The 13,465-nt window shown below is 69.6% G+C and carries 13 protein-coding genes; 1 reads left to right on the top strand and 12 read right to left on the bottom strand.

Translation table 11 applies throughout. From position 1 onward, the window contains the following. Position 1 precedes the first annotated feature (1 nt). The 6 genes from J2Y42_RS12145 to J2Y42_RS12120 all read right to left on the bottom strand — a co-directional run bounded on the left by J2Y42_RS12145 (position 2) and on the right by J2Y42_RS12120 (position 6,198). Positions 2-1,108, bottom strand: a complete 1,107-nt coding sequence (locus J2Y42_RS12145; protein ID WP_309858882.1) for a phosphatidate cytidylyltransferase — start codon at positions 1,106-1,108, stop codon at positions 2-4. A gap of 3 nt (positions 1,109-1,111) precedes the next feature. Continuing rightward, complete coding sequence (gene frr, locus J2Y42_RS12140; RefSeq protein ID WP_309858880.1) at positions 1,112-1,666, bottom strand: ribosome recycling factor; 555 nt, start codon at positions 1,664-1,666, stop codon at positions 1,112-1,114. Between the two features lie 102 nt (positions 1,667-1,768). After that, positions 1,769-2,497 (bottom strand): UMP kinase, encoded by a 729-nt coding sequence (pyrH, locus tag J2Y42_RS12135; protein WP_018190705.1) that lies wholly within the window; start codon positions 2,495-2,497, stop codon positions 1,769-1,771. A gap of 128 nt (positions 2,498-2,625) precedes the next feature. Beyond that, complete coding sequence (gene tsf, locus J2Y42_RS12130; protein WP_309858877.1) at positions 2,626-3,456, bottom strand: translation elongation factor Ts; 831 nt, start codon at positions 3,454-3,456, stop codon at positions 2,626-2,628. Positions 3,457-3,504: 48 nt separating this feature from the next. After that, complete coding sequence (gene rpsB / locus J2Y42_RS12125) at positions 3,505-4,467, bottom strand: 30S ribosomal protein S2 (protein WP_309858874.1); 963 nt, start codon at positions 4,465-4,467, stop codon at positions 3,505-3,507. A gap of 228 nt (positions 4,468-4,695) precedes the next feature. Then, positions 4,696-6,198 (bottom strand): sugar porter family MFS transporter, encoded by a 1,503-nt coding sequence (locus J2Y42_RS12120; protein WP_309858872.1) that lies wholly within the window; start codon positions 6,196-6,198, stop codon positions 4,696-4,698. Positions 6,199-6,425: 227 nt separating this feature from the next. On the opposite strand from J2Y42_RS12120, the gene J2Y42_RS12115 reads away from it, so the two are divergent. Continuing rightward, positions 6,426-7,073: a peptidoglycan DD-metalloendopeptidase family protein gene (locus tag J2Y42_RS12115; RefSeq protein ID WP_309858869.1), complete on the top strand. Its 648-nt coding sequence runs from the start codon at positions 6,426-6,428 to the stop codon at positions 7,071-7,073. A gap of 329 nt (positions 7,074-7,402) precedes the next feature. Here J2Y42_RS12115 and J2Y42_RS12110 read toward each other — a convergent pair whose 3' ends face one another. The 6 genes from J2Y42_RS12110 to J2Y42_RS12085 all read right to left on the bottom strand — a co-directional run bounded on the left by J2Y42_RS12110 (position 7,403) and on the right by J2Y42_RS12085 (position 13,343). Further along, on the bottom strand, positions 7,403-8,572 hold the full coding sequence (locus tag J2Y42_RS12110) for a tyrosine recombinase XerC (RefSeq protein WP_309858866.1): 1,170 nt from the start codon (positions 8,570-8,572) through the stop codon (positions 7,403-7,405). Between the two features lie 103 nt (positions 8,573-8,675). Then, positions 8,676-10,238 carry a DNA-processing protein DprA gene (gene dprA / locus J2Y42_RS12105; RefSeq protein WP_309858863.1) on the bottom strand — a complete coding sequence of 521 codons (1,563 nt, stop codon included), beginning with the start codon at positions 10,236-10,238 and terminating at the stop codon, positions 8,676-8,678. Further along, positions 10,235-11,776 (bottom strand): YifB family Mg chelatase-like AAA ATPase, encoded by a 1,542-nt coding sequence (locus J2Y42_RS12100; protein ID WP_309858860.1) that lies wholly within the window; start codon positions 11,774-11,776, stop codon positions 10,235-10,237. The genes dprA and J2Y42_RS12100 overlap by 4 nt, the downstream gene beginning before the upstream one ends. Continuing rightward, the gene (locus J2Y42_RS12095) at positions 11,776-12,132 is read right to left on the bottom strand and encodes a YraN family protein (protein ID WP_018190697.1); all 357 of its coding nucleotides are present in this window, start codon (positions 12,130-12,132) and stop codon (positions 11,776-11,778) included. Before J2Y42_RS12095 ends, J2Y42_RS12100 begins: the two co-directional genes overlap by 1 nt. Positions 12,133-12,268: 136 nt before the next feature. Further along, the gene (locus J2Y42_RS12090; protein WP_018190696.1) at positions 12,269-12,592 is read right to left on the bottom strand and encodes a DUF2469 family protein; all 324 of its coding nucleotides are present in this window, start codon (positions 12,590-12,592) and stop codon (positions 12,269-12,271) included. Between the two features lie 85 nt (positions 12,593-12,677). Then, the gene (locus tag J2Y42_RS12085) at positions 12,678-13,343 is read right to left on the bottom strand and encodes a ribonuclease HII (protein WP_309858855.1); all 666 of its coding nucleotides are present in this window, start codon (positions 13,341-13,343) and stop codon (positions 12,678-12,680) included. Positions 13,344-13,465 lie beyond the last annotated feature (122 nt).

The raw sequence follows: 13,465 nt of genomic DNA, 5'->3' as shown, positions 1-13,465 counted from the left end.
GTCATCGGAAGATGAGGAACAGGACGTAGGTGGCCGCCGCCGACGGCAGGATCGAGTCGAGCCGGTCGAGGAAACCGCCGTGGCCGGGCAACCACGAGCTCATGTCCTTGATGCCCAGATCGCGCTTGATGAGCGACTCGGCGAGGTCGCCGGCGGTAGCGGTCAGCAGCAGGACGACGCCGAAGACGATGCCGAACCACCAGACCTCGCCCAGCATGAACACCGAGAGCAGAACGCCCGCGATGATGGCCGCGGCGGCAGCGCCGGCGAAGCCCTCCCACGTCTTCTTCGGGCTGATGGTCGGCGCCATCGGGTGCTTGCCCCACGACAGACCGCTCACGTAGGCGCCGGTGTCGACCGAGACGACGAGGATGAGGAACGCGAGCACCCACCACTCGCCGCCCGGCTCCGCCAGGAGCAGGATGACGAAGCTGGCCAGCAGGCTCACGTACAACTGGGCGAAGACCGCCCACAGCAGGTCGCGGCCGAGTGCGCCTGCGCTGCGCCGGGAGGCGGGCACGACCAGCTCCTCCACCAGCCGCCAGACCACGACCAGCACGATCCCGGCGGAGAGAGCGACGAGCATGCCCCCCGCGTGCAGGAAGAACGTCGCCGGGACGATACCAACCGCGGCGATCACGGTCGGGATGCGCGGCACGCGGCGTCCGGCCCCGCGGAACGCCTGCGCCAGCTCGAAGCTGGCGAACCCGGCCATCGCCATCCCGAACACCAGGAAGAGCTCCTTGATGAAGATCAGGCTGACCAGGACGAGCGCGCCGACGGCGAGGCCGATCACGATCGCGAGGATCAGGTTGCGGCCCGTGCGCTCGGCGATCCGTTCGTTCGTGGCGTCGAGCTGCGCCTTGCGGGCCTGCACCTGACGCTCGAAGTCGGCGCGGGTGGCCTGCACCTGGGCGCGGAACTCCTCCCGCGAGCGTGCCTTGCCCCGGCGACCGTGCAGATCCGCCGTGTCGACGGGCAGCACGGCGGGCGGCTCCGCGGACGGCGGGCCGCCGGGTGCCGGCGTCGCCGGGACCGGGTTCGCCGGCGTCGGCGCTCCCGGCGTCGGCGCTCCCGGCGTCGGCGCTCCGGGGCTCTCGTCGGTCATCGGCTAGACCTCGAGGAGTTCGGCTTCCTTGCGCTTCAGAGCCTCGTCGACCGCGTCGACGTGGGTGCGCGTGATGGCCTCGAGCTCCTTCTCGGCGCGGGCCAGCTCGTCGTCGCCGACCTCGCCCTTCAGCGCATCCAGGTCGTCCTTCGACCGACGGCGGATGTTGCGCAGCGCGACCTTGGCGTCCTCGCCCTTGCCGCGAACGATCTTGACGAACTCCTTGCGGCGGTCCTCCGTGAGCTCCGGCAGGGTGACCCGGACGATCTCGCCGTCGTTGCCGACGTTGGCCGAGAGGTTGGGCATGTTGACGATGGCCTTCTCGATGTCCTTGAGCGCCGACTTGTCGTACGGCGTGACCAGCAGGACGCGGGCCTCGGGGTTCTGGAGACCGGCCAGCTGCGCGAGCGGCGTCGGCGACCCGTAGTAGTCGACCAGCACCTTCTGGAACAGTGCCGGGTTGGCCCGGCCCGCGCTCACGGTGCCGAAGTCCTCCCTCGCCGCGTCCACGGTCTTGCTCATGCGCTGACGGGCATCGGAAATCACATCCGCGATCACGGTTTCTCCTTCAGATCGGTGGGTCGGTGTCTAGTCTATTGCGCGGTCACGTCGCCGCCGGTGCCGGACCGGCGGCGACGCTCGAAGACCCGCCCGCGGCGTTCAGCCGAGGAGAGTGCCGATCTCGGCACCGAGAAGTGCGGCCGTGACGTTGCCGGCCGGCTCGATCCCGAAGATGCGCATCGGCATCCCGTTGTCCATGCAGAGGCTGAGCGCCGTCGAGTCGACCGCCTTCAGGTTCTGCTGCAGAGCCTCCTGGTGGCTGATCTGGTCGATCTTGCGCGCATCGGGGTTCGTGCGAGGGTCGTCGTCGTACATGCCGTCGACGCCGTTCTTGGCGACGAGCACGACGTCGGCGCTGATCTCGAGCGCGCGCTGCGCGGCGACCGTGTCGGTCGAGAAGTACGGGAGCCCGGCGCCCGCGCCGAAGATCACGACCCGACCCTTCTCGAGGTGCCGCTCCGCCCGGCGCGGGATGTACGGCTCGGCGACCTGGGTCATCGAGATCGCCGACTGGACGCGCGTCTCCGCTCCGGCCTGCTCCAGGAAGTCCTGGAGTGCGAGCGAGTTCATGACCGTCCCGAGCATGCCCATGTAGTCGGCACGGCCGCGGTCCATACCGCGCTGCGAGAGCTCGGCTCCGCGGAAGAAGTTGCCTCCGCCGACGACGATGGCGATCTCCACGTCCTGTGCGGCCTGCGCGATCTCACGCGCGATGCTGCTGACGATGTCCGGGTTGACGCCCAGCTGTCCGCCGCCGAACGCTTCGCCGGAGAGTTTGAGAAGGACCCTGCGTCGCTGTGAAGGATGTCTCTGGGTGGCTGCCGACATGCGTGAATAGCGTCCTTCCGTGCGTGGTTCTGGTTAAAGCTAGTGGGTGCTCGCGGGAGAGGGACATCCTCCCGCGCACAGAAAAGGAGTCCGGATCGTGTTCACGATCCGGACTCCTTCATGACCTGTTACGCGCCGACCTTGAACCGGGCGAAACCGGTGATGGTCAGGCCCGCATCCTTCACCACCTGGGTGATGGTCAGCTTGTTGTCGCGCGCGTACTCCTGCTCGAGCAGGGCGACCTGCTTGAAGTAGGCGCCGAGGCGACCCTCGATGATCTTCGGGAGCGCGGCCTCCGGCTTGCCCTCGTTGCGCGAGATCTCCTCGACGATGCGACGCTCGTTCTCGACCTCTTCGGCCGGGACGTCCTCGCGGTTGAGGTAGGTCGGGTTCGCGAACGAGATGTGCTGCGCGATGCTGCGGGCGGTCTCCGCGTCGTCACCGGTGTAACCGAGGACGACACCGACCTGCGGCGGCAGGTCCTTGGAGGTCTTGTGCAGGTAGATCGCGAAGTGCTCGCCGTTCACGACGGCGATGCGGCGGAGCTCCACCTTCTCGCCGAGGATGGCGGCCTCGTCACCGATGAGCTCGGCGACGGTCTGGCTGCCGGCGGGGGCCGCGAGGGCCTCCTCGACGGTGGTGGCGCCGGCGGCCGCGGCCGCGTCGAGAACCTTCTCGGACAGGGCGATGAACTTGTCGCCCTTCGCCACGAAGTCGGTCTCGCACGCGAGCTCGATCATGGTGGCGGTGCCGTTGCCGTTCTCCTTGGCGGCGACGAGGCCCTCGCTGGTGGAGCGGTCGGCACGCTTCGCGTTGCCCTTCGCACCCTTCAGGCGCAGGATCTCGGTGGCCTTCTCGATGTCGCCACCGGCCTCCTCGAGGGCCTTCTTGGTGTCGACCATGCCGGTGCCGAGCTGCTCACGGAGAGCCTTGATGTCGGCGATGCTGATGTTTGCCATGTTCTGACTGGAACCTTCTTTTTCTCGAAGACTTCTGGTTGACGCGGGTTACTTGGACTCGGCGTCCGCAGGTGCGTCGGTCTCGACGGTCGACTCGGCCTCGGCGGCGTCGGTCTCGGCGGCCACGACGGCGTCAGCCTCGACAGCGTCCGCCTCGCCCTCGGCGATGACCTCGGCGGAGTCGGCCTTGGCGGCCGCCAGGTCCGCGTCAGCGGCCTTGGCGGTCTCGGCGCTCGACTGCACCTCTTCGGAGGACTGCTGCAGGAGCTCCTGCTCCCACTCGGCGAGCGGCTCGGCCGGCTCGGCGCCCTCTTCGGGCTTCTGGTGACGCTGGATGAGGCCCTCGGCCGCGGCGTCGGCGACGATGCGGGTCAGCAGGGTGACGGAGCGGATGGCGTCGTCGTTGCCCGGGATCGGGTACTGGACCTCGTCCGGGTCGCAGTTCGTGTCGAGGATGCCGATGACCGGGATGCCCAGCTTCTTGGCCTCGTCGATCGCGAGGTGCTCCTTCTTGGTGTCGACCACCCAGAGCGCGCTCGGCGTCTTGCTGAGGTTGCGGATGCCGCCCAGCGACTTGTGGAGCTTGTCCAGCTCGCGCTTCTTGATCAGCAGCTCCTTCTTGGTGAAGCCGCTGGTGGTGCCCTCGAAGTCGAGCTCCTCGAGCTCCTTCATGCGGGCGAGGCGCTTGGACACGGTCGAGAAGTTGGTCAGCAGACCGCCCAGCCAGCGCTGGTTCACGTAGGGCTGGCCCACGCGGGTCGCCTGCTCGGCGATCGCCTGCTGGGCCTGCTTCTTGGTGCCGACGAAGAGGATGGTGCCGCCGTGGGCGACGGTCTCGCGGACGAAGTCGTACGTCTTGTCGATGTACGCGAGAGACTGCTGCAGGTCGATGATGTAGCTGCCCGAGCGCTCGGTGAGGATGAAGCGCTTCATCTTCGGGTTCCAGCGACGGGTCTGGTGTCCGAAGTGGACGCCGCTGTCGAGCAGCTGGCGCATGGTGACGACGGCCATTGCCGTTTCTCCTTTGGTTGCGGTTGTCTGCGACGGCCGGCGGCCGCCACTCCTGGTGCCCCGCGCGCATCCGCATCCCACCGCCCGCACGGCGAGGCCGTCGAGTGGAGTGGGAGACCGGTGGATGCGCGCCCCGCCCGGTGAAAGGCGCCTCTCGCGAGGATCTACGGGCACGCGTAGTCACTCCGACGAGCGGAGTGCTTCAGACATCCTAGCAGGAAGCGGGGGTCAGGCGGAGTCTCCGCTGGAGCGCACCTGGACGCCCCGGCGCTTGCCCCCGGCTTCGCGGAAGAGGGTCTCGGCGTGCTCCAGTGCCATCCCGTTCGTCTCGGGGATCTTGAAGAAGACGAAGAAGAACGACAGGGCCGCGAAGATCGCGTACATGCCGTACGTGAAGGGCAGCGAGAAGTCGGCCATGGGCGGGAACGAGACCGTCACCAGGAAGTTGGCGATCCACTGCGCGGCCGCCGCGACGCCGAGCGCCTTCCCGCGGATCTTGGTCGGGAAGATCTCGCCGAGCAGCACCCACACCAGCGGTCCCCACGACGCACCGAAGCAGATGACGAAGATGTTCGCGGCGATCAGCGCGATCGGGCCCCACGGATTCGGCAGCGAGACGGCGCCGTCGACCTTGACCGCGAAGGCGAAGGAGAGCGCCATGACACCCAGGGACAGGGCCATACCGACCGAGCCGGTCAGCAGGATGGGGCGGCGGCCGACGCGGTCGACGAGCACGATGGCGATGATCGTCACGACCACATTCGTGACCGACGTGATGACGGTGATGAGCAGCGAGTTGCTCTCGGTGAAGCCGACCGCCTTCCACAGTGTCGTCGAGTAGTAGAAGATCACGTTGATGCCGACGAACTGCTGGAAGACGGAGAGGATGATGCCGATCCAGACGATCGGCTTGAGGCCCAGCCGGTTGCCGGCGAGGGTGGCTTTCGCACCCTCCTTGTCCTCTTGGATCGCGCGCTCGATGTCGCCGATCTGACGGTCGATGTCCTCTTCGGGTACGAGCGTGGTGAAGATCTCCCGTGCCTCGTCATGGCGCCCGTTGGCGAGCAGGAAGCGGGGCGACTCGGGCAGCGTCAGGGCGAGGATGCCGTAGACGACGGACGGGATCACGCCGACCAGGAACATCCAGCGCCATGCCTCGAGACCGAACCAGAGCTGCTGGGACGCGGAACCGGCCACGCCGGCGAGGAGGGCGTCCGAGAGCAGCGCCACGAAGATACCGATGGTGATGGCCAGCTGCTGCAGAGAGGCGAGGCGTCCACGGGACTGCCGCGGCGAGATCTCGGCGATGTAGGCCGGGGCGACGACGGACGCGATACCGATGCCGAGACCGCCGATGACGCGCCAGAACCCGAGGTCCCAGGCGGAGAACGCGAGGCCGGCACCGATGGAGCTGGCGAGGAACAGGACGGCGCCGAGGAGCATCACCTTGAGGCGCCCCCAGCGGTCGGCGAGGCGACCGGCGATGAAGGCGCCGACCGCGCAGCCGAGCAGAGCGATGGCGACGATGAACCCGGTGACGAAGGCGTTGAGTGCGAAGCTCTTCTGGATGGAGTCGACGGCGCCGTTGATGACCGACGAGTCGAAACCGAACAGGAACCCGCCGACCGCCGCTGCGATCGCCAGTCCGGTGACTTTCCTCCGCATCGCCGCCGTGGGCCGTGGTGCGTTCTCGTCGCTCGTGGCGGCTGCGTTCCTGCTCTCTTCAGTCATGTCATCCCTTTTTCGGTTGTGTCGCCCACTGTTCGCGGCTCCCGGTCGGGGGGCGGCGAGGGCGAATCTCACGGTACGCCGCGAATGCGCCGGGGAGAACCGTCGGCCACGGGCGTGTCCACAGACGGCTTCCGTGCCGAGTTGTCCACCGCTTCGGAGCGCGCGTGGGCGCCCGGTGACGACGAAGCGCAGGGTGGTGTGGGTGGATGCGAAGAAAGGCGGAACGGATGCGGTTGCGTGAGCGGGTGGGCGGTGCCTGGGCACGGCTGCGGCTGGGACTCGGGCGCTGGCGAGCGGTGTGGCGTGCCCTGGCCGGGTTGGGGCTGCTGGTGACCGCCTTACCCGTCGGTTCGGCTGCTGCGGGGCCCGCCGCTGCCGTAGTCGCACCCTCGCCCGCATCGCGCCCGCAGGCCGTCGACGTCGAGGAGACCGGGCGTGACCGGCCAGCGGCCGCAGATCAGGGTGCGCGCTGGATGTGGCCGGTCGCCGCCCCTGCCATCAGCGCGCCCTATGCGGCACCTCCGACGCGCTACGCCGCGGGGCATCGCGGCATCGACGTGACGGCGGTGTCGGGGACGCCGGTCGTCGCACCGGAGACCGCGACAGTGCGCTTCGCGGGAGTGGTCGTGGACCGCCCGGTGGTGACGCTCGACCACGGCGGTGGAGTGCTGTCGAGCGTCGAACCGGTGTCGTCGGACCTTCCGGTGGGCTCGGCCGTCGCCCGTGGTGCGGTCATCGGGGTCGTGGCGTCGGGCGGGCATTGCGGCACGGCGTGCATCCACGTGGGTGTCCGCGTGGACGGAGAGTACGTGTCGCCCATGCTGTTCTTCGGACGGGTGCCGCCCGCGATCCTTCTGCCGCTCGGCCGCGGTTGAGCGACCGCTGGTCGAGCGGGTGCGCCCGGCCGCGCTCAAGCGCGGTGGTCTAGGCCCGATGGCTCGGGCGCGATGGCACGGGCACTTTGGCTCGGGCGCGAAGGCTCAGACCCGGCGGCTCAGACCCGGCGGCTCAGACCCGGCGGCTCAGACCCGGTGGCTGAGACCCGGTGGCTCGGACCGGTTGGCTGAGACCCGGTGGCTCAGACCCGGTGCCTCGGTCACGTTGGCTCAGGCGCGATGGTCCACGCGCGATGGCTTAGACCCGGTGGCTCAAAACCGGTGGCTCAAAACCGGTGGCTCAGACCCGGTGGCTCAGGCAGCGTGGCTCACGCGCGCGGGTGGGCGATGCGGTAGGCCTCTTTCAGCCGTTCGGTCGAGACGTGGGTGTAGATCTGGGTGGTCCCGAGGCTGGCGTGGCCGAGCAGTTCCTGCACGGCCCGGAGGTCCGCCCCGCCGTCGAGCAGGTGCGTCGCGGCCGTGTGACGGAGAGCGTGGGGCCCGGAAGGCCCTCGCCCTGGCACATCGGCGAGCAACCCGGCGACCAGCTCGTAGACGGCACGGCTGCCCAGACGCGCGCCCCGCGCACCGAGGAACAGCGCCGGCCCCGACCCGGCACCTGCCAGCCGCGGACGCCCGCCCGACAGCCAGGCACGGATGGCGCGCAGCGCCGGCACCCCGAACGGCACGACCCGTTCCTTGGACCCCTTACCGACCACACGGACAGTCAGGCGGTCGAGGTCGACATCGTCGACGTCGAGCCCCGTGAGCTCCGAGACTCGGATGCCGGCCGCGTACAGCAGCTCGATCACCGCCACATCGCGGAGCGACCCGGGGTCGCCGTCCGCCGCCCGCGCGGCGAGCCCCTCGAGGATCTCGTCCATCTGCTCCCGCGTGATCACTCTCGGAAGCGTCTTGTCCGCCTTCGGCGACCGCAGCCGCGCGGCGGGGTCCGCAACGGCACGATCCGCAGCCGCCTCCCCCGCGGCCGGGTCCGCAACCGCATGGTTCGGCCCCGTCTCCGCCACGGTCGGGTCTACGACCGCATGACCCGGCCCCGCGTCAGCCACGGCCGGGTCTACGACCGCATGATCCGGCCCGGTCCCTGCCGCAGACCCTCCGCCTGACGCGGACGAATACTCGACCCCACGGACCGCCCCCTCCGAGCCGTGAGCGCCACGACGTCCGCCCTGCGCCTCCGAGGCCGCGCCGGCACTCCGAGTCCCCTCGGCTTGTCGGGTCACCCAGGCACTGAAGCCGCGGACCGACGCCGCCCGCCTCGCGAGCGTTGACTTCGCGAGACCCCGCTTGGAGCCCTCCCAGAGCCAGTCGCGGTAGAGGTCGAGCGTCAAGCCCTCCGGGGACGAGACGCCCCGCTCCGCCGCGAAGGCGGCGAGCGCCCCCAGGTCCGACCGGTAGGCGCGGATCGTCTGCGGCGAGTACCCGCGCTCCACCCGCAGGTGCCGCTCGTACTGCTCGATGGCCGCATCCAGAATCACCTCCTCAGCTTGACGCCGGACCCTCTCCGCCGACGGCAGCGACGCGCCCTCTGCGAGACGGCGTCCGCCGAAGCCCCGCTACCACGGCGACCACCGGGGCGCTTCACGCGTGCCTCCGTTCGCTGAGCGTCCAGCCTTCACCGCTCTCCCTGGCGCGTCCCGCGAGATCGAGCCGGCCGAGGATCGCGGCGACCGTCGTGAACGGCAGAGCCGACCGCGCCGCGATCTCGTCCGCGCTGGCACCGCGCGCCGATGACAGTGCGGACAGGACCGCCCCCTCCGCATCTCCGCCGTCAGACGGCACCATCACGGTGTCGGCCGCCGCCGACCCTGGTTCGTCTGTCGGGCCGGTTCCCAGCGGGTCTGCCAGCTCGGCCATCTCTTCGGCCGACGTGACGCAGATGGCCGCATACTCCCTGATGAGACGGTGACACCCTGCCGACGCCGGCGAGAGGATGCTGCCCGGAACCGCCCCGAGCGGTCGCCCGAGCTGGGCAGCGTGGCCTGCGGTGTTGAGGGAACCGGACCGTCGCCCCGCCTCGACCACGACCGTCGCGCTCGCCGCAGCGGCGATCAGGCGATTGCGCATCAGGAACCGCCACCGGGTCGGCGCGTTGCCCGGAGGGAGTTCGGCGGCGAGCACACCCTCCCGGGCGACGCGACGCAGCAGTTCGTTGTTCCCTGCCGGGTAGAGACGGTCGACCCCTCCGGCGAGGAAGGCGACGGTCAGCCCGCCGCTCGCCAGCGCCGCTCGGTGGGCCGCCGCATCGATTCCGTACGCACCCCCGGACACGACGGCGAAGCCGCGTCGGGCCAGTCCGGCGGCGGCTTCCATCGCCACGTGTTCCCCGTAGTCGGTCGAGGCCCGGGCGCCCACGAGAGCGACCGAACGAGCTAGCAGCGCCAGTCGCTGAGGATCGCCACGGATCCACAGCGCGAGCGGCTCTCCGTCCTCGAGCGACGCGAAGCCCTCCGGCCAACATTCCGTGTCGGGTGTCACCAGGACCGCGCCGAGTCGTGCCGCCCGCTCGAGGGCACGGCAGGACTCCTCCACGGAGAGCCGCGACCTCCAACGTCCGAGGCACTCGGCGACCCGCCGGACCGCCCGTGCGTCGACGGGTGGGCGCTCCGGCGGGAAGCTCTCGAGCGTCAAGGCAGAGGTGCCTGCGGCAGCCCGACCCTCGTCTGTCTCGAACCGGTGCCCGAACTGCTCGCCCATTCGTCCCGCCGACAGCATCGACTCCTCCCCGGGAGGCCGCGTGAGGGCGTCCGTGTGGCGCGCGAGGCGCAGCACCTGCTCCGCTTCGTGGCCTTCCACGATGGCTCGGAGCAGTCCGACCGCGCCCAGCGCACCCACCAGGCGCCCGGCCTCCAGGTCTCCGGGTTCGATCGCCGTCGTCAATGCGGCTCGCGCGAACCGTTCGGCGTTCAGCTGGGACGTCCCTGCTCCGCGATCCAGCGGACCGCTGGAGACCCCTGCCACCAGGCGCCCCACGTCGCCATCGGACAGACCCGAGATGACCGATGCGGAACGGCGTCCGGTCTCAGGCATCGACGGCACATCGGTGCGTGCCGCGCCGGTCAGCGGTTCACCGACAACGCCCTCGTCCTTTCCGTCACCCACGGCATGCTGCGCCACCGCGCACCCGTCGCACTGGGCGCTCATGAGCTGATCCCGCGCCGGAGAAACAGCGCACGCCCGACATGGTCGACGTCCGGCGATCCAGCGCCGTCGAGGTCCGCGAGGGTCCAAGCGAGGCGCAGTGTTCGGTCGTAGCCGCGCATCGTGATGCCGCCGCGCTCCAACGCCCGGTCCAGTGGCGCGATCGCCGATGCACCGAGTCGGCGCTCGCCCGATCGCAGCCAGCTGCCGGCCACGTCGGCGTTGCGCACCCAGCCTGTTCCGCGCAGTCGCTCGACCGCACTGGCCCGAGCCGCCTCGACGCGCGCTCGGAGCTCGCTGCTGGTCCAGCCGGGCGCATGGACGTCGGACGCCGCATGGAGGGCCGCCAGCCCCAATCGCCGCACGGTGAGACGGATGTCCACACGATCCATCAGCGGCCCGGACATGCGAGCGAGGTAGCGTCTGCGCGCCATCGGCGAGCACGTGCACTCCGCATCCGCCGAACCGTAGTGCCCGCACGGACAGGGGTTCGAGGCGAGCACGAGCTGGAACCGCGCCGGAAACGACGCCGCACCGCTCGCGCGATGGATGGTGATGCTCCCGTTCTCGAGCGGCTGCCGGAGCGCGTCGAGCACGGACGGCGGAAACTCCGCCGCCTCGTCCAGGAACAGCACACCGTGAGTGGCCCGGACGATCGCGCCGGGGTTGATGCGTCCGCTGCCGCCGCCGACGAGTGAGACGGCCGATGCCGTATGGTGCGGCGCTTCGAACGGAGGCCTCCGCACCAGCTCGGCTCCGACGCCCAGACCTGTGAGAGAACGGATGCACGTGGCCTCCAACGCCTCGGCACCATCGAGGTCGGGCAGCAACGACGGCAGGCGCCGGGCGAGCATGGTCTTGCCCGCACCCGGCGGCCCGACCATGGCCAGATGATGGCCGCCCGCTGCAGCGGCGACCAGAGCCTCGACCGCTTCGCCGTTGCCCGAGACCTCCGACATGTCCGGCTCCGGTGCTGCACGGTGCTCGGACACTGCTGGAAGGACCGGCTCCTCGTCCGCCGGGTCGAGCTCGGCGCCGTGTACGATCGCCGCGGCACGTAGACCCGTCACTCCTGTCACCTCGATGCCCTCGACCAGGCACGCCTCGTCGAGGTTGCCTGCGGGCACGAGCACCCGATCGAACCCGGCTTCGCGAGCCGCCAGGACCGCGGGCAGCACACCCGCCACCGGACGCAGCCGCCCGTCCAGCCCGAGCTCACCCAGATGGACGGCACGCGCCGCGGAGGCCGGGGGTACGACCCCCGCCGCCGACAGCGCCGCGATCGCGATAGCCAGATCGAAACCGGACCCCTGCTTCGGCAGCGCGGCCGGCGACAGGTTGACCGTGAGCTTCTTCTGCGACAGGGAGCAGCCCGCGTTGACGGCGGCGGCCCCGACCCGCTTGCGCGACTCCCCCAGCGCCGTGTCGGGCAGCCCGATGAGGACGAAAGCCGGGAGACCGGCCGAGATATCCGCCTCCACCTCGACGACGTGGCCGCGCAAACCGTCGAGGGCGATGGCGAACGTGCGTGCCAGCGCCATCAGGCGATCCCGGTCAGGTGCTCGACGACCGGTCGATCGCTCCACGCGTCGGTGACGGCGACCGCGTCGATACGCACCGCGACGGCCCCTGGCTCCCGCTCACGGCACCACGCCGCGGCGAGACGCCGCAAGCGAGCCGCTTTCCGCGATGTGATCGCTTCGAACGGGTGCCCGAACGTCAGCGACGACCGCGTCTTCACCTCCGCGAACACCATCGTTGTGCCGCGCCGCAGGACCAGGTCGAGCTCCCCCGACGGGCACCGCCAGTTGCGGTCGATGAGGGTGTACCCGTTCTCCTGCAGCCACTCAGCAGCGACCTGCTCGCCGCGGCGGCCCAATTCGTCTTTCTCAGCCATGTCAACCTCCGCATCCAGCCTCGGCTGGTGGGCCGATCGGCGGAGCGGAGAGGACGGATCTGTGGAAAGACCGCGAGGAACGGAGCCTGTGAACAGGTGGAGCGTGAACGCTCAGTCGCTCACGAAAGCACGACGTTCACTCGTCGAGCGCGAGCTCCTTGGGCAGCTCGAACTCCTTGGAGGAGAGCTCCTCGATGTTGACGTCCTTGAAGGTCAGAACGCGCACCGACTTGACGAAGCGGTCGGCCCGGTACACATCCCACACCCAGACGTCGTTCATCGTGAGCTCGAAGTAGAAGTCGTGCTCCGTATCGCGGCGCACGAACTCCACCTCGTTCGCCAGATAGAAACGGCGTTCCGTCTCGATCACATACTTGAACTGCGAGACGACGTCCCGGTACTCGCGATACAAAGCCAACTCGACCTCGCGGTCGTAGTCGTCGAACTCGTCTTCATCCATCGTCCGTCAAGTCTATGCCGCTCGGCCGACTCGCGCGTCGGTGGCGGTCACGCTGTGGACGAACCGACGGAACGAACGACCCCGATCACTCCGGGATGTCGATCAGCGCGGGCTGCTTCAGCCACGTCATCCGGTGCAGGGCACTCGGGCCCAACTCTGCGATCGCGGCGAAGTGCTCCGGTGTCGAGTACCCCTTGTTGCTCGCCCAGCCGTAGCCCGGATACTCCGAGTCGTGCGCGATCATCATCCGGTCACGATGCACCTTGGCGATGACGGATGCCGCGGCGACGGACGCGCAGTCCCGGTCGGCCTTGATGCGGGTGACCACCTTCGCGGGCCGCATGAGCGCGGGGTTCAGGTAGTCGTAGTTGCCGTCGAGGATGAGGGTGCTGTCATGCACGCCGGCGCCCTGTTCCTCCAGTTGCACGAGGGCTCGAGCTCCCGCGAGTCCCAGGCAGCGCATGATCCCGAGCGAATCGACCTCTTCGGCTGTCGCCAGACCGACCGCGTGATGCATGGCCCACTTGCGGCACAGCGGCTCGAGCGATTCCCGCACGGGTTCCGGCAGGAGCTTGGAGTCCCGCAGTCCCGGCGGGATGCGCTTCACCGCCGTATCGATGACGACCATCCCGACCGCGACAGGGCCGGCGAGCGCTCCGCGGCCGACCTCGTCGACGGCGACGATGGAGGTCACGCCCTCCCGATAGAGGGCCTTCTCGAACCGCAGGGACGGCGACACCGGGGTCATCATGCGTTCCTCGTCCTCCGCCCTCTCGATCTGCGGGAAGCCTCGCATCCATTGTCACTCATCGTCGAGAGCCGTCTGTGCACGACGCGGCCGGTCGGCTCCCAACGACAGAACCCCCGATCCGC

It is taken from the genome of Leifsonia sp. 1010 (genome assembly GCF_031455295.1).
Classification (GTDB): domain Bacteria; phylum Actinomycetota; class Actinomycetes; order Actinomycetales; family Microbacteriaceae; genus Leifsonia.
Note: the sequence above shows the minus strand (reverse complement) of the source record. Positions and strands in the feature narration are given on the sequence as shown.